General features: G+C 64.8%; 22 protein-coding genes and 1 pseudogene. 13 read left to right on the top strand and 10 right to left on the bottom strand.

Annotated elements, in window-relative coordinates:
• The first annotated feature begins 13 nt into the window (after positions 1 to 13).
• The 3 genes from ACVI1L_RS34340 (at position 14) to ACVI1L_RS34330 (ending at position 1,664) form a co-directional block, all read left to right on the top strand.
• Complete coding sequence (locus ACVI1L_RS34340; protein WP_018271570.1) at positions 14 to 613, top strand: formyltransferase family protein; 600 nt, start codon at positions 14 to 16, stop codon at positions 611 to 613.
• Positions 614 to 805: 192 nt separating this feature from the next.
• A complete protein-coding gene (locus ACVI1L_RS34335) occupies positions 806 to 1,165 on the top strand; it encodes a hypothetical protein (RefSeq protein ID WP_076828571.1) in 360 nt (119 codons plus the stop codon).
• Entirely contained in the window at positions 1,110 to 1,664 is a 555-nt protein-coding gene (locus ACVI1L_RS34330; RefSeq protein ID WP_076828573.1) for a hypothetical protein, read from the top strand. Before ACVI1L_RS34335 ends, ACVI1L_RS34330 begins: the two co-directional genes overlap by 56 nt.
• A 71-nt stretch (positions 1,665 to 1,735) precedes the next feature.
• Here ACVI1L_RS34330 and ACVI1L_RS34325 read toward each other — a convergent pair whose 3' ends face one another.
• The gene (locus ACVI1L_RS34325) at positions 1,736 to 2,134 is read right to left on the bottom strand and encodes a RidA family protein (protein ID WP_057018605.1); all 399 of its coding nucleotides are present in this window, start codon (positions 2,132 to 2,134) and stop codon (positions 1,736 to 1,738) included.
• 231 nt (positions 2,135 to 2,365) lie between these two features.
• Between ACVI1L_RS34325 and ACVI1L_RS34320 the strand changes: the two genes are divergently transcribed.
• Complete coding sequence (locus tag ACVI1L_RS34320) at positions 2,366 to 3,241, top strand: DMT family transporter (RefSeq protein ID WP_456784924.1); 876 nt, start codon at positions 2,366 to 2,368, stop codon at positions 3,239 to 3,241.
• An 85-nt stretch (positions 3,242 to 3,326) separates the two neighbouring features.
• On the opposite strand, the gene ACVI1L_RS34315 is transcribed toward ACVI1L_RS34320, so the two are convergent.
• Together ACVI1L_RS34315 and cysK are read right to left on the bottom strand one after the other, a co-directional pair.
• Entirely contained in the window at positions 3,327 to 3,566 is a 240-nt protein-coding gene (locus ACVI1L_RS34315; protein WP_050400483.1) for a BrnA antitoxin family protein, read from the bottom strand.
• 18 nt (positions 3,567 to 3,584) lie between these two features.
• Complete coding sequence (gene cysK, locus ACVI1L_RS34310) at positions 3,585 to 4,559, bottom strand: cysteine synthase A (protein ID WP_076828575.1); 975 nt, start codon at positions 4,557 to 4,559, stop codon at positions 3,585 to 3,587.
• Positions 4,560 to 4,783: 224 nt separating this feature from the next.
• Between cysK and ACVI1L_RS34305 the strand changes: the two genes are divergently transcribed.
• A complete protein-coding gene (locus ACVI1L_RS34305; RefSeq protein WP_028332087.1) occupies positions 4,784 to 4,999 on the top strand; it encodes a hypothetical protein in 216 nt (71 codons plus the stop codon).
• Between the two features lie 9 nt (positions 5,000 to 5,008).
• Here ACVI1L_RS34305 and tgt read toward each other — a convergent pair whose 3' ends face one another.
• Entirely contained in the window at positions 5,009 to 6,142 is a 1,134-nt protein-coding gene (gene tgt / locus ACVI1L_RS34300; protein ID WP_456784923.1) for a tRNA guanosine(34) transglycosylase Tgt, read from the bottom strand.
• 248 nt (positions 6,143 to 6,390) lie between these two features.
• Between tgt and ACVI1L_RS34295 the strand changes: the two are divergent.
• From ACVI1L_RS34295 to ACVI1L_RS34280, 4 genes and pseudogenes are all read left to right on the top strand, one after another.
• Positions 6,391 to 7,504: pseudogene (locus ACVI1L_RS34295) on the top strand (patatin-like phospholipase family protein).
• A gap of 96 nt (positions 7,505 to 7,600) precedes the next feature.
• Complete coding sequence (locus ACVI1L_RS34290; protein ID WP_456784922.1) at positions 7,601 to 8,362, top strand: TetR/AcrR family transcriptional regulator; 762 nt, start codon at positions 7,601 to 7,603, stop codon at positions 8,360 to 8,362.
• A gap of 262 nt (positions 8,363 to 8,624) precedes the next feature.
• Positions 8,625 to 9,242 carry a PepSY domain-containing protein gene (locus ACVI1L_RS34285; RefSeq protein ID WP_057018499.1) on the top strand — a complete coding sequence of 206 codons (618 nt, stop codon included), beginning with the start codon at positions 8,625 to 8,627 and terminating at the stop codon, positions 9,240 to 9,242.
• Between the two features lie 244 nt (positions 9,243 to 9,486).
• Positions 9,487 to 10,524 carry an aspartate-semialdehyde dehydrogenase gene (locus ACVI1L_RS34280; RefSeq protein ID WP_057018500.1) on the top strand — a complete coding sequence of 346 codons (1,038 nt, stop codon included), beginning with the start codon at positions 9,487 to 9,489 and terminating at the stop codon, positions 10,522 to 10,524.
• 167 nt (positions 10,525 to 10,691) lie between these two features.
• On the opposite strand, the gene queA is transcribed toward ACVI1L_RS34280, so the two are convergent.
• The 5 genes from queA to coaD all read right to left on the bottom strand — a co-directional run bounded on the left by queA (position 10,692) and on the right by coaD (position 13,871).
• Positions 10,692 to 11,768, bottom strand: coding sequence for a tRNA preQ1(34) S-adenosylmethionine ribosyltransferase-isomerase QueA (queA, locus tag ACVI1L_RS34275; protein WP_229189809.1), 1,077 nt, complete (start codon positions 11,766 to 11,768; stop codon positions 10,692 to 10,694).
• Between the two features lie 113 nt (positions 11,769 to 11,881).
• The gene (locus ACVI1L_RS34270) at positions 11,882 to 12,346 is read right to left on the bottom strand and encodes a peptidylprolyl isomerase (protein WP_016846097.1); all 465 of its coding nucleotides are present in this window, start codon (positions 12,344 to 12,346) and stop codon (positions 11,882 to 11,884) included.
• The gene (locus ACVI1L_RS34265) at positions 12,322 to 12,759 is read right to left on the bottom strand and encodes a TonB C-terminal domain-containing protein (RefSeq protein ID WP_253608678.1); all 438 of its coding nucleotides are present in this window, start codon (positions 12,757 to 12,759) and stop codon (positions 12,322 to 12,324) included. Before ACVI1L_RS34265 ends, ACVI1L_RS34270 begins: the two co-directional genes overlap by 25 nt.
• Before the next feature lie 5 nt (positions 12,760 to 12,764).
• The gene (locus tag ACVI1L_RS34260) at positions 12,765 to 13,328 is read right to left on the bottom strand and encodes a peptidylprolyl isomerase (protein ID WP_028332096.1); all 564 of its coding nucleotides are present in this window, start codon (positions 13,326 to 13,328) and stop codon (positions 12,765 to 12,767) included.
• 45 nt (positions 13,329 to 13,373) lie between these two features.
• On the bottom strand, positions 13,374 to 13,871 hold the full coding sequence (coaD, locus tag ACVI1L_RS34255; protein WP_057018504.1) for a pantetheine-phosphate adenylyltransferase: 498 nt from the start codon (positions 13,869 to 13,871) through the stop codon (positions 13,374 to 13,376).
• A gap of 267 nt (positions 13,872 to 14,138) precedes the next feature.
• Between coaD and ACVI1L_RS34250 the strand changes: the two genes are divergently transcribed.
• From ACVI1L_RS34250 to ACVI1L_RS34235, 4 genes are all read left to right on the top strand, one after another.
• On the top strand, positions 14,139 to 14,396 hold the full coding sequence (locus ACVI1L_RS34250) for a hypothetical protein (protein ID WP_456784921.1): 258 nt from the start codon (positions 14,139 to 14,141) through the stop codon (positions 14,394 to 14,396).
• A gap of 160 nt (positions 14,397 to 14,556) precedes the next feature.
• Positions 14,557 to 16,455 carry a potassium transporter Kup gene (locus ACVI1L_RS34245; protein ID WP_057018606.1) on the top strand — a complete coding sequence of 633 codons (1,899 nt, stop codon included), beginning with the start codon at positions 14,557 to 14,559 and terminating at the stop codon, positions 16,453 to 16,455.
• Positions 16,456 to 16,476: 21 nt separating this feature from the next.
• Positions 16,477 to 16,749, top strand: a complete 273-nt coding sequence (locus tag ACVI1L_RS34240) for a hypothetical protein (RefSeq protein ID WP_456784920.1) — start codon at positions 16,477 to 16,479, stop codon at positions 16,747 to 16,749.
• Between the two features lie 207 nt (positions 16,750 to 16,956).
• Complete coding sequence (locus ACVI1L_RS34235; RefSeq protein ID WP_456784919.1) at positions 16,957 to 17,412, top strand: phosphotransferase family protein; 456 nt, start codon at positions 16,957 to 16,959, stop codon at positions 17,410 to 17,412.
• A gap of 70 nt (positions 17,413 to 17,482) precedes the next feature.
• Here the strand turns inward: ACVI1L_RS34235 and ACVI1L_RS34230 are convergent, their stop codons facing one another.
• Positions 17,483 to 19,258, bottom strand: coding sequence for an adenylate/guanylate cyclase domain-containing protein (locus ACVI1L_RS34230; RefSeq protein WP_456784918.1), 1,776 nt, complete (start codon positions 19,256 to 19,258; stop codon positions 17,483 to 17,485).
• Between the last annotated feature and the right edge of the window lie 115 nt (positions 19,259 to 19,373).

Genomic DNA, 19,373 nt, shown 5'->3' with positions numbered 1-19,373 from the left:
GGAATAGATCCCCATGCGCATTACCCTTGTCGGTTCCCGCCATTTCGGCGTGACGACCCTGAACATGCTGCGCGAACACCACGTCACGCTGGTCAGGGTGGTCGTCCATGACGGCGAGGACCGGCTGGCGGCAGCGGCCAGGGCGGCCGGCATCGAAGTCGTTGTCCAGGCTGATCCCAAGCTGGTGACGGCCGCCGAGATCGCGCCGGACACCGACCTGATCGTGACCGCCCACAGCCATGCCCGGGTCAGCAGGGAGGCGCTTGCCGCGTCCCGGCTCGGCGGCATCGGATACCACCCGTCGCTGCTGCCGCGCCACCGTGGCATCGCCGCGGTGGAGTGGACCATCAAGGAAGGCGATCCGATCGCCGGCGGCAGCATCTATCACCTCGCCGACCGCATGGACGCCGGCGCGATCGCCGCGCAGGACTGGGTGTTCGTCAAGAAAGGCGAGACCGCCCGCGAGCTCTGGGAGCGCGCGCTGGCGCCGCTCGGTTTGCGTCTGCTCGCCCAGGTCATTGACTATGGCAAGGTCAACGGCTCGTTGCCGGCCAAGGTCCAGGATGAGCAGTTCGCGACCAAGGCGCCGAATTTGAGCCCCGGCAAACACTAACCCGAGCAGAGTATATGAATACCTCGTTCGAAAAAGCGATGCTCGGATTTTCCGTTCCTGATCCGGAACCGAATTCACCATGATGTGTTTGAGTTCACAGGAACATTTGGGGACTCCCGCGACGCAGCAAATTTTGAACACATTGTGACAGGATAAGCCGCGTCATCACACGAAATTACAGGGATTTGATTCATGCGTTCGATCCGCATTCGCGACCTGATTTTGGTCACTTCGGTCGCTTCGGCTGCGGCCCTCACCGCTGCTCCCGTGTCCGCTCAGCAGCCTTATGACGGGCTTTGGAACGTCACCGTCGTCACCAAGACCGGCAGCTGCGAACCGTCGCAGAGCTCGACCGTGACCGTCGCTGAAGGAAAGATCTCGGCACAGGGCGCGGCGATCTCCGGCACCGTCGGCAGCGGGGGACTTGTGCGAGTCTCGATCAATGGTGCATATGCGAACGGACAACTCAGTGGCAACTCCGGATCGGGGAAGTGGAATGGGGCATCAGCTGGCGTACCATGCAGCGGCCGATGGGAAGCATCCCGTCAGTAAGATCACCAGCCTATCAAGTTTCTTTGCCATCGCGCGGCGGCCAGCATTTGCAGCCGCCGCGTTTTTCGTGACCGCACTCGCAAGTACCACGGGCCATGCCCAGTCCGGCCCGTTCGCCGGCATGGCGGGCACCTGGTCGGGCGCCGGCTCGGTCACGCTGGACGACGGCTCCAGCGAGCGCATCCGCTGCCGGGCGACGTATCACGTCGGCGGGCCCCGGATGACCATGAGCCTCACCTGCGCCAGCGACGCTTACAAGTTCAACCTAGCGGCCGATGTGCAGGCCGAAGGCAGCGTGGTCAGCGGCAATTGGAGCGAGTCCAGCCGCAATGTCAGCGGCTCGTTGCAGGGTCGCGGCGGCGGCGGCAACTTCCAGGTCGTTGCCAGCGCTCCCGGCTTCAACGCCGATATCTCGATGCGCACCACCGGCAACAAGCAGGCCGTTACCATCAGGGCTGACAGCCAGTTCCGCGGCGCCAGCATCACGCTGTCGAAGTAATCGATCCGAACTCCAACCTGGGAAAGCCCTCGAGTCATCCCCGAGGGCTTTTTGTTTACGCCCCAGCGGTGCTATGCCGCAGGCACGAATGCGGTGACCTCGATCTCGACCTTGGCGCGCTGATCGACCAGCCCGTCGATATAGAGCAAGGTGGACGGCGGGAAATTGCGCCCGAGCGTCTCCTTCCACGCCGCGCCGATACCGGCGCCCGCGGCCTCATATTCGCTGCGGCTGGTCAGGTACCAGGTCAGGCGGACGATGTGCTCGGGGCCAGCACCGGCCTCATTCAACAGCTTGATGATGCGCTTCAACGCGGTGCCGACCTGGGCGGCCATCTCGGGGGCGTAGTCGCCCTTCTCGTCGCCGCCGGTCTGCCCCGCCAGCACGATCCACTTGCCGGGCGCGTCGAACGCGACACCGTGCGAGAAGCCGCGGGGTTTCGACCATTCGGCCGGTTGCAAGACGCGCATGAGCAGATCCTCCTTTTTGGCGTTCGTCATTCCGGGATGGCTCGCAGAGCCAGACCCGGAATCTCGAGATCCCGGGTTCGCCCGTTTCACGTGCGCCCCGGGATGACAGCGTAGTCGATGCTGCTTAGCAGAGATCGCGTGGGTGACGCATCACCGCGCAGACGGAATTGCGCGTTGCAAATTCATGGCAGCTCGCCGATACCGGGCACCCCTCCTCCGCCGTTCCCCGTCATGGATCGCACGCCCTCAAAGACCCGCGCAGCATTGTGGATGTCCGGCTGGCTCGCGCTGATGCTGATCGTGGCGGTGGCCGGCCGCGAGGCGACGCGCGAGGTCAACGCCTTCCAGCTGATGGCCGTGCGCGGCGTGCTCGGCTTCGCGATGCTCTATCCGCTGATCCACATGAATGGCGGGTTTGCGATCGTGAAGACGGCACGGGTGCACGTCCATATCGTGCGCAACCTGATCCATTTCTGCGCGCAGCTCGGCTGGTTCTTTGCGCTGACATTGATCCCGATCGGCCAGGTGGTCGCGATCGAGTTCACGATGCCGATCTGGACCGCGATCCTTGCGGCGAGCTTTCTCGGCGAGCGGATGACGCTGTGGAAGATCGTCGCGATGGTGCTTGGGCTGGTCGGCGTGTTCGTGATCGTGCGGCCGGCGGCCGGCGCGATCAATCCGGGCCAGCTGATCGCGCTCGCCGCGGCGGTCGGCTTCGGCATCTCGGTCGCCGTGGTCAAGTCGCTGACGCGGACCGAGCAGACGCTGACGATCATGTTCTGGATGCTGGTGGTGCAATCGCTCGCGAGCATCGGGCCTGCGGTCTATGTCTGGACCTGTCCGCCGCTCTCGACCTGGGGCTGGCTCGCCGTGATCGCGTTCTGCGGCACGTTCTCGCACTATTGCATGGCACGCGCCCTGCTCCACGCCGACGCGACTGTCGTGATCCCGATGGATTTCGTCCGCGTGCCGCTGACGGCGATCGCCGGTTGGCTGATCTATGCCGAAAGGCTCGATGTTTACACGGTGCTCGGCGCGGCCATGATCCTGGCCGGCAACCTCATGAACCTGAAACCGACCGCAAGGAAGCCGGCGCGCGCGAGGTGACGCTCGCGTCGCGCCGCAGCCAGCGCGGCCGCGCCCGCCAGCCAAAGCCCGGGGATCGTCCCGGGCCTCCCGGTTTCGAAAGGTGTTACTTTCCGGCGGCCTTGCGCAGCGCCGCGTTGATGCGGTCCTGCCAGCCGGGGCCGCCCTCCTGGAAATACTCCAGCACGTCCTGATCGATCCGCAGCGTGACCTGCTCGCGGACGCCGGGGACAGCGACGGTCTTTGGCACCGCGTCCGCGACCTTGGTGGTGGCGCGCTTGAACGCCGCCTCGGCTTCGCTGCGCGCATCGTTCAGGGTTCGCGGTCGCCTCGGCTGGTCAGCCATATGCTGGATTCCTGTGTCTCAGATTCCTTCAAACAGTACCGTAGAGAGATAGCGCTCCGAGAATGACGGCACAATCGCCAGAATGGTTTTGCCGGCCGCTTCCGGCCGCTTGCCGATCTGCAAGGCGGCAGCGATCGCGGCACCCGACGAGATACCGCCGGGGATGCCTTCGTTGCGCGCCAGCTCGCGCGCGGTCTCGATCGCGGTCGCGCTATTGACCTTGACGATCTCGTCGATCACGGAGCGGTCGAGGATGTCAGGGATGAAGCCCGCGCCGATGCCCTGGATCTTGTGCGGCGTATGCTGGCCACCCGACAGCACCGGGCTCTCTTCCGGCTCCACCGCGACGACACGCAATGATGGCTTGCGCGGCTTCAGCACCTGGCCAACGCCCGTGATGGTGCCGCCGGTGCCAACGCCGGCAACGAAGTAATCGATGTTGCCGCCGGTGTCGTTCCAGATCTCTTCGGCGGTGGTGCGGCGATGGATCTCGGGATTGGCGAGGTTCTTGAATTGCTGCGGCATGACAGCGTTGGGCGTCGTGCGCACCAATTCCTCCGCGGTCGCGATCGAGCCCTTCATGCCCTGCGCGGCCGGGGTCAGCACAATCTCCGCGCCGAGAAAGGCCAGCATCCGCCGCCGCTCGATCGACATCGATTCCGGCATGACGAGCTTGAGCCGATAGCCGCGCGAGGCCGCGACATAGGCAAGCGCAATCCCGGTGTTGCCCGAGGTCGGCTCGATCAGCACGGTGTCGGCGTTGATGATGCCGGCCTTCTCCATTGCCACGATCATCGCCGCGCCGATGCGGTCTTTCACGCTGGCTGCCGGATTGAAGTATTCCAGCTTGGCGAGGATCGTCGCGTTGACGCCAGCCGCCTGCGGCAATCTGCGCAGCCGCACGATCGGCGTAGAGCCGATCGCATCGACGATGGAGTCAAAGACGCGGCCGCGTCCGGGTTGCACTGCACTCGTTGTCGACGGCGCGTCCATCAAGCGGCTCCTGTAGCGGATGTGCTGGGAATATGCGGTCTTGTCTCATTAGAAGCAGCGCACCATGGCACGCAAGTGAGAAACCGCCGCAACGCGAATTCGTTGCATCGCAAAATAGAACCTGCGCAAATAACGTAAAACCTACGCATTTGTGTTGCGACAAGGTCAAACAAATGGGTTTATATACTTTCGTCAGGTGCAGCTCAGAACGCAAAGGAGGTCACATGCCAGCTCTCGCTGAAGTTCTGTCGACCACAGCGTCCAGGCCCGATCCGCGCGGCTGCGATTTGCCGACCTGTCCGGTGTGTGCGGACTCCATGGTGGCGGCGGAAGCCTCCGCGTACCTGTTCGACAATTTGATCAGCTATCTCTGGACCTGCGACAACTGCGGTTACGGGTTCGTTACCAAACACGCGGTGAAACCGATCGTGTGCAACTGATCACACAGCTCATCTTGGAGCGATGTCACCGCGCGCCCAACCGGCGCGCGTTTTCGTTCTGAAGTCCTCGAACGTGCCGTTCGCCACCGCATCGCGGATGCCCTGCATCAGCTGCTGGTAGTAGGCGACGTTGATTTCGGACAGCAGCATTGCCCCAAGTGTTTCGCCCGATCGCACCAGGTGATGCAGATAGGCCCGCGAATAGCCGTTCGCCGCCGGCCACGGGCTCTCTTCATCGAGCGGGCGCGGATCGTCGACGTGCCGGGCGTTGCGCAGGTTGATCTGCCCGAAGCGGGTGAACGCCATGCCGTGGCGTCCGTTCCGTGTCGGCATCACACAGTCGAACATGTCGACGCCGCGCGCTACCGCCTCGAGGATGTCCTCCGGCGTGCCGACGCCCATCAGGTAACGCGGCCGATCGACCGGGAGCGCCGGCGCGGTCTCCTCGATCATTGCCAGCATCACCGCCTGCGGCTCGCCGACCGCGAGGCCTCCGATCGCATAACCGTGAAAGCCGATGTCGGTCAGCCCGCGCGCGCTGGCGTGCCGCAGATCCGGCACGTCGCCGCCCTGCACGATGCCGAACAGCATGTAGCCGTCAGGCGCCGCCTCAAACGCGCGCTTGGAGCGTTCAGCCCAGCGCAGCGACAGCTGCATCGCGCGCTCGATGTCGGCGCGCTCCGCCGGCAACCGGACGCATTCGTCCATCTGCATGGCGATGTCGGAGCCGAGCAGCCGCTGCACCTCGATCGAGCGCTCCGGCGACAGCTCGACCTTGGTGCCGTCGATATGCGAGCGGAAGGTCACGGCCTTCTCGGTCACCTTGCGCAGCTCCGAAAGCGACATCACCTGGAAGCCGCCGGAATCCGTCAACATCGGGCCGCCCCAGCCGGTGAAGCGCTGCAGGCCACCAAGCCCGGCAATGCGCTCGGCGCCCGGGCGCAGCATCAGGTGATAGGTGTTGCCGAGCACGATATCGGCGCCGGCATCACGTACCTCGCGCCAATGCATGCCCTTCATCGCGCCCGCGGTGCCGACCGGCATGAAGGCGGGCGTCCGCACGAGGCCGTGCGGCGTGGTCAGGCTCCCGGTGCGGGCGGCGCCGTCGGTTGCCAGCAGCTCGAAATGATTGGGAAGATTCATGCGGCTGCTTATTGCGTGTCGCCGGTGCCCGATCAACCCGTCGGATAGCGGCCCTCGCGCGACTTCGTGAACACGGACGACCGGCTGGACGCTTGTCTTGCATCATCAGCCTCGTTAAACAAAACGAAACAGTGTCGTTTTATGACGACAATAGAGCAACCGGCTTTCCGCAGCGACGTCGATCCGCGAACGTGACTGGCAGACATGGTCTTACCCCCTAGCGCCCGGCCGCCGGCGCCGGCCTTTGGATGACGGCCGCCCGCGCGATCCGGCAAGCGATCCTGCTGTGCGGCCTCGCCTTGGCGCTTTCGGCCTGCAGCTCGCTGCCGCGGATGCCCTACACGGCCGCCGACGCCGCCAATTCGCGGGTGCTCGACCTCGACGGGCTGCGCCGCTATGCCGACGAGCCGGCGACAAAATTCAAGCTCGAGAAGAGCGACCTCGCCCCGATCAAGACCTACCTCGCCCTCTCCGGCGGCGGCGCCGACGGGGCTTATGGCGTGGGCGTCCTCAACGGCTGGACCGCGGCCGGCAACCGCCCGGCCTTTTCGGTTGTCTCCGGCGTCAGCACCGGCGGACTGATTGCGCCCTTTGCCTTCCTTGGCCCGCGCTACGACGACACGCTAAAGGAGGTCTACACCTCGGGCATCGCGGAAAGCCTGCTGCAGGATCCGAGCCTGATGCGGGTGCTGTTCGGCTCCGGGCTGTTCGGCAACAAGCGGCTGCGCGAACTGGTGGCGCGTTACGTCGGTCCGGACATCCTGAGCGAGGTGGCGCGCGAAAACGCCAAGGGCCGAAAGCTCCTGATCGTCACCACCGATCTCGACACCCAGCGCACGGTGATCTGGGACATGGGGCGAATCGCCGCTGTCGGAACGCCCGAGGCGCTGCAGTTGTTTCGCGACGTGATGGCCGCCTCCGCCAGCATCCCGCTGGTGTTTCCGCCGATCATGATCGACGCCGAAGGCCAGGGCCGCCGGTTCCAGGAGATGCATGTCGACGGCGGCGTGACCGCGCCGGTGCTGACATTGCCGGATGCGCTGGCCCGCCAACAGCCGCATGAACATCTACATCCTCGTCAACAAGAAGCTCGAGGGCAACTTCGAGCTGGTCTCGAACTCGACGATCGAGGTCGCCTCCCGCAGCATTTCCGCGATCACGCAGGCGCGGACACGCTCCGTGATCCTCTCGACCTATGACTTCGCCCGGCGCAACCGGCTGGGCTTCCATCTGTCCTACATCGAGCGCGACTATCCGGCTCCGGAATCGCAGGGCTTCGACACCGCCTATATGCGCGCGCTGTACCAGTACGGATACGACAAGGCCGCCGCTGGGCAGGCCTGGACTGCGACGCCCCCTTAAGCGGCCTGCTCCTGGTACCGCCGAATGGACGAATCCGCACGGCGCGGGTTATAGACCGGACAGACCCGTCCGATGCACAACGAGATGAATGGGCAAATGGGATTGACGGCAACCAAGGCCAAGGCGGCCAAGCGCGGCGTGATCAAGTCACGCGGCGGCCGGCCGACGCGGGACGCTGCGATCGAGCGCGACCAGCGGCTGATCGAGGTCGCCACCCGCCTGTTCCTCGAGCGCGGCTTCGATGCGACGTCGATCGACGCGGTGGCCGAGGCCGCCCGCGTCAGCAAGCCCACGGTCTATGGTCAGTATGGCGACAAGCGGGGCCTGTTCGCCGCGGTGCTCCGCCGCGAGATCGCCCGCTGGCTTGCCCCGCTCGCCGCCGCGGCAGCCGAAGCGCAGGCCGGCGGCAACTGCGACGGTTCGGTCGAGGAACGGCTGACCGAGCTCGGACGCCAGCTATTGGTGCTGAATTGCAGCGCCGACTCCATCGCTTTCAGCCGGATCCTGACCGCGCAGGCAATTAATTTCCCCGAGGTCGCCAAGCTTGCCGTCGACGAGGGCTGGTCGAAAGCGGTGTCCACCACGGCGGATTTCTTCGACCATCTGGTCCACAAAGGCGCCCTCGACCTCGAGGACACCACGATCGCGGCCGAGACATTCCTCAACATGGTGGTCGGCCACACCCACCGGATGGCAACATTCGGAATTCCGATCGACATGAAGACCGCCGAGACCCGGATGGAAGTCTCGATCCGGCTGTTTCTCGCCGGCGCCATCGGTCCGCAGGACCGGCTTCGCGATGCGGCCAAAGAGGCGATCAAGGAAGCGACGAAAGCGCGCCGCCGCCCGGCCCGCTGACAGTTTTAGGATCGTTGCATCGCCTCACACGTTGTCGTGATGAGCCTTGAAGGAAACAGAACGAAACCGTATTGTTTAGTTGCAATGAGACGCGGAACCCAAGTTCAGCCCCCCAACGGTTTCGTGTCGCCTTGTCACTTCGATCGTCACGACGGAGCTGCCGCCATCGCTCCGTGTGAACGTTCGGCGGCCGACCTCTGACTAACAAAGGTCGGCCGCACTTTCTCTGCCCGGGCGGCGGTTCGACGCGACGGATGCGACCATGACGACGGGACGATTACACGCACTGCGGCATTGGGCATTCGGCACGCGGCTGCTGGCAACCGCGCTCATTGCCCTGCCCTTCGCGACGCCGGCGCACGCGATCACGAGCTCAACGGCTGCAGCACTTACCCCGCAGGATAACGACACCGCGCTCGATGCGCACACGGTTCGCCGCGAGCTCGACAGCTTCCAGGCGGCCCAGATCTCGCTGCGCAAGGCGATGGCGATTGCGGAGGCGCTGCATTCCGGTTCGATAACCGCCGACATCAGCTTCGACGGCGCGTCGGAGCCTGCGGTCTACCGGGTCAAGACCATGCAGCAGGACCGCATCTGGCGGCACGCCATTGACGCGGCGACCGGCGAAGTGGTGGGTGGCGAGGCCGCCGCGCCGCTGAAGTCGCTCGGCACCGAAGACCGTGACAACCTCGCCGTGCTGAGGGCGCTCCGGCATCGCCTCGCCGACGCCGTGCGGGTGGCCGAGCGCACGACCTCCGGAAAGGCGATCAGCGGTGGCCTGATGCGCGAACGCGGCAAGCTCAATTTCGTTATCGTCGTGCTCGCCGGCAGCGACCTGAAAGAGGTGATCCTCGAACCGCCCGGCGCGCGCAGGCGCTGAGGCCGGCGCGGCACTCGCCAAGTTTTCTCTCGCCAAGTTTTCGCCCAAAAGCCGTTGACGGACGCCGATCTGTCCCGCATAAGTCCGCTCCATGATCACCGCGACCAAACGCACCAGCAAAACCACCAAGCCCTCCGGGGCCTCGGGAGGCGTGCGCGCGTAGTCGGTCGAACCGCATCATCTCTACCCGAAGCCCCGCCTGATGAAGGTCCGGGGCTTTTTTGTTGCCTGAAATACAACTCGAATGGAGGACAAAGTGAGTAACGATCCCGTCGTCGCGATTGTCGGCGTCACCGGTGCCGTCGGCGCCGAATTCATCGCCACCATGGACAAGCGCGGCTTCCGCGTCGGCAAGCTGAAGGCGCTGGCGAGCGCCCGCTCGGCCGGCAAGACCATCAGCTTCCGCGGCAAGCCGATCGTGATCGAGGAACTGACCGAGCGCGCCTTCGAGGGCGTCGACATCGCGCTGTTCTCGGCCGGCAGCGGCATCTCCAGGAAGTTCGCGCCGCTTGCGGTGAAGTCCGGCGCCGTCGTGGTCGACAATTCCTCGGCGTTCCGGATGGATCCGAACGTGCCGCTGGTGATCCCCGAGATCAACGCCAACCGCATCCGCGACCACAAGGGCATTATCGCCAACCCGAACTGCGCCGCCATCACCGCGCTGGTGCCGCTGTGGCCGATCCACCAGAAGAACCGCATCAAGCGCGTGATCATCTCGACCTACCAGGCCGCGAGCGGCGCCGGCGCAGCTGCGATGGAGGAGCTCGTCGAGTCCACCCGCGCCAATCTCAACGGACAGGTCTACACCCCGAAGGTGATGCCGCACCCCTACGCCTTCAACCTGTTCAACCACAACACGGCGATCGATCCGGAGACCGGCTACAACGACGAGGAGACCAAGGTCATCAAGGAGACCCACAAGATCTTCGAGGACGAGAAGATCGCGGTCGGCGTTACCTGCGTGCGGGTGCCTGTGCTGCGCGCGCATTGCGAGTCGATCACCTTCGAATGCGAGAAGCCGATCACCGAGGACCAGGTGCGCGCGATGATGGCGCAGGCGCCGGGCGTCAAGGTCGTCGACGATCGCGCCAAGAACTACTTCCCGATGCCGATCGACGCCTCCGGCCAGGACGACGTGCTGGTCGGCCGCATCCGCAAGGATCTCAGCGACCCCAGCGGTCACTCGATCTCGATGTTCGTCGCGGCCGATCAGCTGCTCAAGGGCGCCGCCCTCAACGCGGTGCAGATCGCCGAGCTGCTGCCCGAACGCGCGATGGCGTGAATGCAAGAACCGTCATCCCCGCGCAATGGCGCAGCCATTGTCGCTGGAGGAGCCCGCGCGGCGGGCGTCTCGAAGGATGCATCGGCCCCAGTCGGGCCGTCGCCCTTCGAGGGCCGCTGAAGAAGCGGCCGCCTCAGGGTGACGGTGAAGCAACCGTGCTTGCGGAGCTAGCCTCGCGCGCGAAACAGCAAACACGCATCGCCATACGAATAGAACCGGTAGCCGTCCCTGATCGCATGCGCGTAGGCGCCCTGCATCGTCTCGAGGCCGGAGAAGGCCGAGACCAGCATGAACAGCGTCGAGCGCGGCAGATGGAAGTTGGTCAGCAAAATATCGACCGCGCGGAAGCGGTAGCCCGGCGTGATGAAGATCGAGGTTTCCGCCGCAAACGGCTCGATAGTGCCGTCGGCACTGGCGGCACTTTCCAGCAGGCGCAGCGACGTGGTGCCGATCGCGACGATCCGGCCGCCTTTTGCGCGCGCGGCATTCAAGGCGGAAGCGGTCTCGGCGGTGATGCAGCCCCACTCGGCATGCATCTTGTGCTCCGAGGTCTCCTCGGTCTTCACCGGCAGGAAGGTCCCTGCCCCGACATGCAGCGTCAGGCGGTGCAGCTCGACGCCGCGGCTCTTCAGCGCGGCCTCCAAGGCCCGCGTGAAATGCAGCCCCGCCGTGGGCGCTGCGACCGCGCCCTCATTGGCGGCGAACATGGTCTGGTAGTCGCTGACGTCCCTCTCGTCAGGCGTGCGTTTGGAGGCGATGTAGGGCGGCAGCGGCGTGGCGCCGACATCGGCGATCGCCTGGTCGAGCACCGGACCATGGAACGAGAATGACAGCGTCACCTCGCCCTCCTGCCCCTTGGCCTCGACCTCTGCATCGAGATTGCCGAGCAGGCACACCCTGCCCTCATTGCCGAAGCGGATGGTGTCGCCGGGGCTGAGCTTCTTCGCCGGCTTCACCAGCGCCTGCCAGCGCGAGCCGTCGAGCCGCTTGATCAAGGTCGCCTCGATCTTCGGTTCGGTGTCGCGCCCGATGCGGCGGCCCTTGAGTTGCGCCGCGATCACCTTGGTGTCGTTGACGACGATCTGATCACCCGGCTCCAGCCACTGCGGCAGGTCGGCGATCGCGGCGTCGCGCAGCACGCCGTCCGGATGCACCACCAGCATCCGCGCGGCATCGCGCGGGCTCGCGGGGCGAAGCGCGATGCTTTCCGGGGGCAGTTCGAAGTCGAAGAGGTCGGTGCGCATGGCGGTGACTAATACTTCAGCGCCGTCATTCCGGCGCACGCGAAGCGTGAACCCGGAATCTCGAGATTCCGGGTTCGATGCTGCGCATCGCCCGGAATGACGGAGTGTTTGACTTACGCCGCGTCGGCAGCCATGCGCGCCTTGACGATCTTGTCCGGATCCTTCACCGGCTCGCCGCGCTTGATCTTGTCGACGTTCTCCATGCCCTCGGTGACCTTGCCCCAGACGGTGTACTGGCCGTTGAGGAACGAGGCGTCGTCGAAGCAGATGAAGAACTGGCTGTCGCCGGAATCCGGATTGGCGGCGCGGGCCATCGAGGCGGTGCCGCGGACATGCGGCTCCTTGTTGAATTCGGCCTTCAGCTTCTTGCCGGAGCCGCCCATGCCGGTGCCCTGCGGGCAGCCGGTCTGCGCCATGAAGCCGTCGATCACGCGGTGGAATACGATGCCGTCGTAGAAGCCCTCGCGCACCAGCTCCTTGATCCGCGCGACGTGGCCGGGCGCGAGATCCGGGCGCATCTCGATCGTGACCGGGCCCTGGGTGGTTTCGAGGATCAGAGTATTTTCGGTAGCAGCCATGCTCGCTTCTCCTGGCTTCGGGGTGGATACTTCTTATTCCTGAACGGGATCGCGAATGGGCGGCCGGCGACTGCGCCGCCCAGGCTCTCGGTAAATGGCAACGGCGTGCAGCGTTGCAACGTCTCCATCACCGCGATACGGTATGCAATCCGGTCGTTGTCGGTCGCCTCCTGCGATTCATAGCTGATCCTGGGATGCCCGAGGATCGCGCCCTCGCGGTTGAAGCTGACAATCACGGTGATGTCGATCGGGCCGGCCTTGTCTGCCGGCGGCGGCCGCCAGCAGCGGTGGATGGCAAGAACAACGTCCTTGATCGTATTGAGTTGCTCCGGCTCGGCCTGCACCGGTACGGTCAGCGTCAGGCAAACCAGCGGCGCGGCGAACCAGGCGAGTGGTTTGCAGCGCGCCGCCATGCGGATCACTTGATGTCGGATGCGACCTGCACCTTCACCATCTTGTCGGGATCGGTGACGGCTCCGCCAGGAGAGCCCGCAGACGCCTTCTTCAGCTTGTCGACCACGTCCATGCCCTGTACCACCTCGCCGATCACGGTGTACTGGCCATTCAGGCTCGGCCCGTCGGCGAACATGATGAAGAACTGCGAATTGGCGCTGTCGACGCTGTCGCCGCGCCGGGCCATGCCGACGATGCCGCGCTTGAACGGGACCTGGGAGAATTCCTGCTTCAGGTTCGGATATTTCGAGCCGCCGGTGCCGTTGAAGTTCTGGCCGTCGCCGGTCTGCGCCATGAAGCCGTCCATTACGCGATGGAACGGCACGTTGTTGTAGAAGCCCTCGCGCGCCAGCTGCTTGATGCGCTCGGCATGCTTGGGCGCGATATCGGTGCGCAGCTTGATGACGATGCGGCCCTTGGTGGTGTCGATCACGATCGCATCGGCCTTGTCGAGATTGGCCGGCAGCGGCTGCGCGACCGCGGGCACGACGCAGAGCAGCGCAGCAACGAATGCAAGAATGCGGATCATGGCAACTCCGGAGCTTTAACGTTGGGGTGTGGCAGGCCGCCGGGATCAGCCGGCGAACTTGGCCTTCAGGCTAGCTGCGACTGATGACGGCACGAATGAAGAGAAGTCGCCGCCCATCTGGGCGATTTGGCGAACCAGTGTGGCGGTGATCGGGCGGACCGCAACCGACGCCGGAACGAACACGGTATGCACCTCGGGCGCCATGGCCTCGTTCATGCCGGCAAGCTGCATCTCGTAATCGAGATCGGTGCCGTCGCGCAGGCCGCGAATCATCAGCGTGGCCTTGGCCGCGCGCGCCGCTGCGACCGTGAGATTGTCATAGGTCGCGCTCTCGAAGGCGCAGCCTGCCTGCTGGGCGATGGGGCCGAACACCTCATGGACCATGGCCAGCCGTTCCTCGGTGGAAAACAGCGGCTTCTTGCCGGGATGGACGCCAATGGCGACGATCAGGCGGTCGCAGAGGAAGACGGCCTGTTTCACCACGTCCAGGTGGCCGTTGGTGACGGGATCGAAGGAGCCGGGATAGATCGCGATACGGGACATCGTCCCTCCTAACCCGCCCGGCTCTCCCCGGCAAGCCGCCCGGGTTCCATTGCTTGCTCGAAACAAATTTCCAGTCGTCCAGTGAACGAGTCCTGGGATGCCAGCGTCTACGGGGGTGAATGTTTCGTCGGCCGTTGGCGGACGAAACAAAACCGGCCCGCGACGAAACCATTTCCCGCGGTGGCGAAGACACCAGGAAACTTGCTGCCGGTAGACATTGGACAACGAAACGACGGGCCCGGGCGGCCCGATCAACTGGGGACCGTCATGATCAAGGCACTTTCCGCCATCGCTGTTGCCGCGTTCATTGCCGCCGCGCTCACCGTGCTGCCGGGCTTTGCGCCGCAGGTCGAAGCCTCCACCCCGCAGCCGCTGGCCAAGAGCGACCGTCTTGACGTCCACCCGGTCGGCAAGGACTGCTCGCAGCAGGCCTGGCCGAATTTCGAGGCCGCGTGCCTGCGCAGCGCCGGCAACAAGACAGTGGTTCGTGAAGCCCGCCTGGTCACCGCCGACCGTAGCCCGTAGTCGAGCGACGTCCCTCGTCAGCCTGGCGTAAGGTCAGGCCGTCACACAAAACCCAATGGTAATTTGCGACGTCCCGTCGCAGACTATCGTCTAAGGCGCCCGGCCGGATGACCCGGCGCGCGCAAGACACCGGGGGATTGCCGTGACGAGTACGCCCGCCATCGTTTCTTCTGGCCACCCCCCGTCCAGTCCGATCCCGGTTGCCGTCACGCTCGGTGCCCTCGGCGTCGTCTATGGCGACATCGGCACCAGCCCCCTCTACGCCCTGAAGGAAGCCGCCAAGGCCGCCACCCATGGCGGTCCGCTCACCGAGAGCGCGGTGCTCGGCGTGGTCTCGCTGATCCTGTGGGCGCTGATTCTGATCATCTCGATCAAATACGCGATGCTGATCCTGCGCGCCGACAACCGCGGCGAAGGCGGCATCGTCGCGCTCTTGGCGCTGCTCTCGGCGCGCAACGCGGCGCCCGGCACCTGGCGCGCCCATCTTCTGGTGGTCGGCCTGATCGGCGCCGCCCTGCTCTATGGCGACGGCGCCATCACCCCGGCCATCTCGGTGCTGTCGGCGATCGAGGGCCTCAAGGTCGACGCGCCCTCGCTGACCCCTGCGGTGGTGCCGATCACCGTCGTGATCCTGATCGGCCTGTTCATGATGCAGAAGCAGGGCACCGGCTTCATCGGGAGGATCTTCGGCCCGGTGATGCTGTTCTGGTTCGCCGTGCTGGCAGCGCTCGGCATTCACGGCATCGTCAAGGCGCCCGGCGTGCTGGTTGCGCTGAGCCCGCTTTATGCATTCGATTTCCTGATCCATCAGGATTTCCACGTCAGCTTCGCCATCCTTGGCGCCGCCTTCCTCGCGGTGACCGGCGGTGAGGCGATGTATGCCGACATGGGGCATTTCGGCCGCTTTCCGATCCGGCTCGCCTGGTTCGCCGTCTGCCTGCCCGCTCTGGTGCTGAACTATTTCGGCCAGGCCGCGCTGTTGATCACCGACCCGACCGCGATCGAAAATCCGTTCTTCCAGTTGTCGCCGGACTGGTCGCATTACCCGCTCGTCCTGCTCGCGACGATCGCCACCGTGATTGCCTCGCAGGCCATCATCTCGGGTGTGTTCTCGCTGACCCAGCAATCGATCCAGCTCGGCTTCCTGCCGCGCATGCACATCGAGCACACCACGAGCGATGCGATCGGGCAGATCTACGTGCCGCTGGTGAACTGGCTGCTCGCCGCGGGGACACTCGGCGCGGTGCTCGCCTTCGGCACCTCGGACGCGCTCGCCGGCGCCTACGGCATCGCAGTGTCGCTGTTGATGGCGATCACCACGCTGCTTGCAGCGCTGGTCGCGATCCAGTGGGGCTATTCGCCGATCATCGTGATCGCCGTGAACGGCTTTTTCTTCATCATCGACGCGATCTTCTTTGCGGCGAACTCGACCAAGCTGTTCGAAGGCGGCTGGTTCCCGCTGCTGCTCGCCGCCGCGGTGGCCTTCCTGATGCTGACCTGGCGCGGCGGCGTGAAACTGGTCGAGACGGCGCGCAGCAAGCTGCGTCAGCCGGAAGAAGATCTGATCGAAACCGCGGTCAACAAGTGCCACAGCCGGCTGCCGGGCACCGCCATATTCCTCGCCTCCGCCCCTAACGGCGTGCCGCTTGCCTTGACCCAGTTCGTCAAGCACAACCACGTGCTGCACCAGCGCGTGCTGCTGGTCACCGTACAGATCGAGGAATCCCCCCGCATCCCGGACGAGGATCGCGTGGTGGTTCACGACGTCACCCCGGGCATCATCCGCGTCATCCTGCGTTACGGCTTCATGCAATATCCCACCGTTTACGAAGGGCTAAAGCTCGCCTGTCGTCAGGGCAAACTGCCCGGTCTGCGTCTGACCGATGTGACCTACTACATCGGCCGCGAGACCATCATCCCGCGGGAAGACATTCCGGGCATGTGGGTATGGCGGGAATCGCTATTCGCGTTCCTGCAGCGCAACGCCGAACGGTCGGCGGCGTTCTTCGGCGTGCCGACCGGACAGGTCGTGGAATTCGGGACGGAGATCGAGATCTAGTCCCACAGCCCGGATGCGGACATGTCAGACGATCCGCCTCTTCAGCTGAAGCCGCGGCTGGCGATTTCGATCGACCAGGCTCAGGCGATCATCGATCGGGTTGCGCCAGGCGCGCGCGTGGCAGGCATCACCGAGCTGCGCGGCGGCGAGATCAGCACGATCCTCGAGATCACCCGGGCGGACGCGCCAAGCTGCATCCTCAAGGTCTACCCCGCCCAGCTGCAATGGAAGATGGCGAAGGAGGTCCTCGGTCTTCTGCGCGACGCCGGCATTGCCATTCCCGCATCCTCGTAGCTGATGACAGCCGCGCGCTGATCGACTTCAATTTTGTGCTGATGAGCAAGCTCGACGGCGTCGTGCTCGGCAACCGCGAGGCGGCGCTGACGGATCAGGAGCTGCTTTCGATCTACGCTCCGCCGTATCAATGGCATCACGCTCGACAGCTTCGGCTATATCGGCCCGCACGGCGTCTGGACGTCGTACCCGACCAACCGCGCCTACATGTCCGCGCAGTTCGAGCGGAAGCTGACCGAGTTTTGCACGCGCGGCGGGGACGAAACGCTGGCCGCGCGGCTGCGGGCCAGCATCCTGGCGCGCAGTGTCCTGCTCGACGCAGCCGACACGCCCCGCCTCTGCCACTATGACTTCCACGCCGGCAACGTGCTGGTGACACCGGAGGGGCAGCCGCGTCTCACCGGCATCGTCGATTTCGAGAATGCCACCGCCGGCGATCCGCTGATGGACATCGCCAAGGCGCTCTATTACTTCACGCCGAGGGACGCGCCGAATCGCGACGGATTGCTCGCGGGCCACGGCACGAGCGACCGGCCGGACTGGGAGGCCACGATCGCGCTCTACCGGCTGGCCTCGATGCTCGAGCTCTGGTGCTGGTTCGCGCAGATCGGCCGGATGGACGCCCTTCCCGGGCTCACGCGCGAACTGGAAAGCGCCATCTAGGCCGCGCCCCCACAAACACAGAGCCCGCGGTGCTCCCGACGGCCGCCTCGTCGGCGCCCGCGGGCACAATTCATTCGGGCAATCCCGCCTTCCGAAGCCCCTCGATCAACAGCTGCGCGTTTGGGTACCCGCCCCTGGCGATCATTGCGGAAATTGTAAAGGCGGGATCGAGCTGAAGCAGGAGCGCCGCCGCCTCGCGCGCCTCCGCGTCGCGTCCGAGATGAGCGAACGCGGACGCGAGACAACGGTAGGCCAGCGAATAGGAGGCATTCTGGCGCCGGCATTTATTCGCTGCGGCAATGGCCTCGTCAAAGCGGCGAAGCTCGATGAAGGCCATCCCCATCCCAACAAACGTGATGGGTAGCCGCGGGTCTAACGGGCTCAGGCGGATGGCGCGTTCAAAACTCCGGACCGCTTCATCGGGAAGCCCGGCAACTCTGTAGACGCTGCCTCTGGCGGTCCATGCGCGATATGAATTCGGATTGAGAGCGACCGCCCGGTCGGCCAATTCGATCTCACTCTCACAATCGCCGACCATGTACGCCGAGGTGAGGGAAACCCAGGCTAATGTTTCCGCATCACCATCGTCGATGCTCAATGCCAGGCGAAGCAGCCGGACCGCTTCCTTGCGGTCAAATTGAGGATCGACGGCATGCCCCCAAAGGATGTTCTGCATGTGGGCGAGACCTGCCAGAGCGGCGACAAAGCCGAACCGGGGGTCAAGCTCCAAAGCACGATGCGCCAGCCTGATCGCCTCGGCCAACCCGTCGGCGGTCATCAGGTAATGCTGCTGCATGGCGCGGAGATAGAAATCATAGGCGGTGAGGTTCTCCGGTCGCCGTGCCGACAGGCCGATTTCGATCTGCAGCAATTTTGGTTGAATGGCCGAAACGACGGCGACGGTCACCTCGTCCTGGAGAGCGAATATGTCCGTCAGGTCACGCTCGAACCTGTCTGCCCAGATGTGCGTTCCGGTAACCGCATCGATCAACTGCCCGGTGATGCGAACCTTCCCCGCGGCCTTGCGCACAGACCCCTCAAGGACATAGCGGACGCCGAGCCTGCGGCCGACCTCCTTGATATCGACCGCCCGGCCCTTGAAGGTAAAACTCGAATTTCGGGCGATCACGAACAGCCATTTGAAGCGCGACAGCGCCGTGATGATTTCCTCGACCATTCCGTCCGCGAAGTATTCCTGCTCGGGGTCGCCGCTCATATTCTCGAACGGCAGCACGGCGATCGACGGCTTGTCAGGGAGCGCCAGAGCTTGCGCGCTGTCGACCGGCGGCTCGGTCGGGGCGCTAGCGGGATGGCCCGCGTTTATCCTCAATCGCCACGCGCGCATCGGCTCAGCAATGTTCTTCAGGTTCTGCGAGCCCATGTCCTCGAACACGGCATCGACCTTGCCGCGGATTTGACGTTGCGCATCGTCCGAGATGCAGATCCCGCCGGGCTCCGCGATCCCTTCAAGGCGGGCGGCGATATTGACGCCGTCTCCAAAGATATCGTTTTCATCGACGATGATGTCGCCGACGTGGATGCCAATGCGGAATTCGATCCGCTTGAGTTGCGGCACCGTGGCATTTCGCCCGGCCATTGCGCGCTGGACCTCAATGGCGCAACGCACCGCATCCACGACACTGCCGAACTCGGCGAGCACGCCGTCGCCCGTGTGCTTGACGACCTTGCCACGGTGTTCGCTGATCTTGGGATCAGCGAGTCCATGCTGACACTCCCTCAGCCGGACGTGTGTCCCTTCCTCGTCCAGGCCGGTCAGCCGACTATATCCGGCCACGTCAGCCGCCAGGATAGCTGCAAGCCGCCGCTCAACGCGATGATCGGTCACAACGGCCTCCCGAAATCGGTAGATCCGCCGGACCCCATCAAAGCATAGGGCGTTGCCCTTGGGCTAGGGGCGTACGGCAGGCCCGCCGGATTTCGCGGGCCCGTCAACGGGCGCG

The organism is Bradyrhizobium sp. USDA 4516 (assembly GCF_054055915.1).
This window is presented reverse-complemented; position numbering and strand designations above follow the sequence as displayed.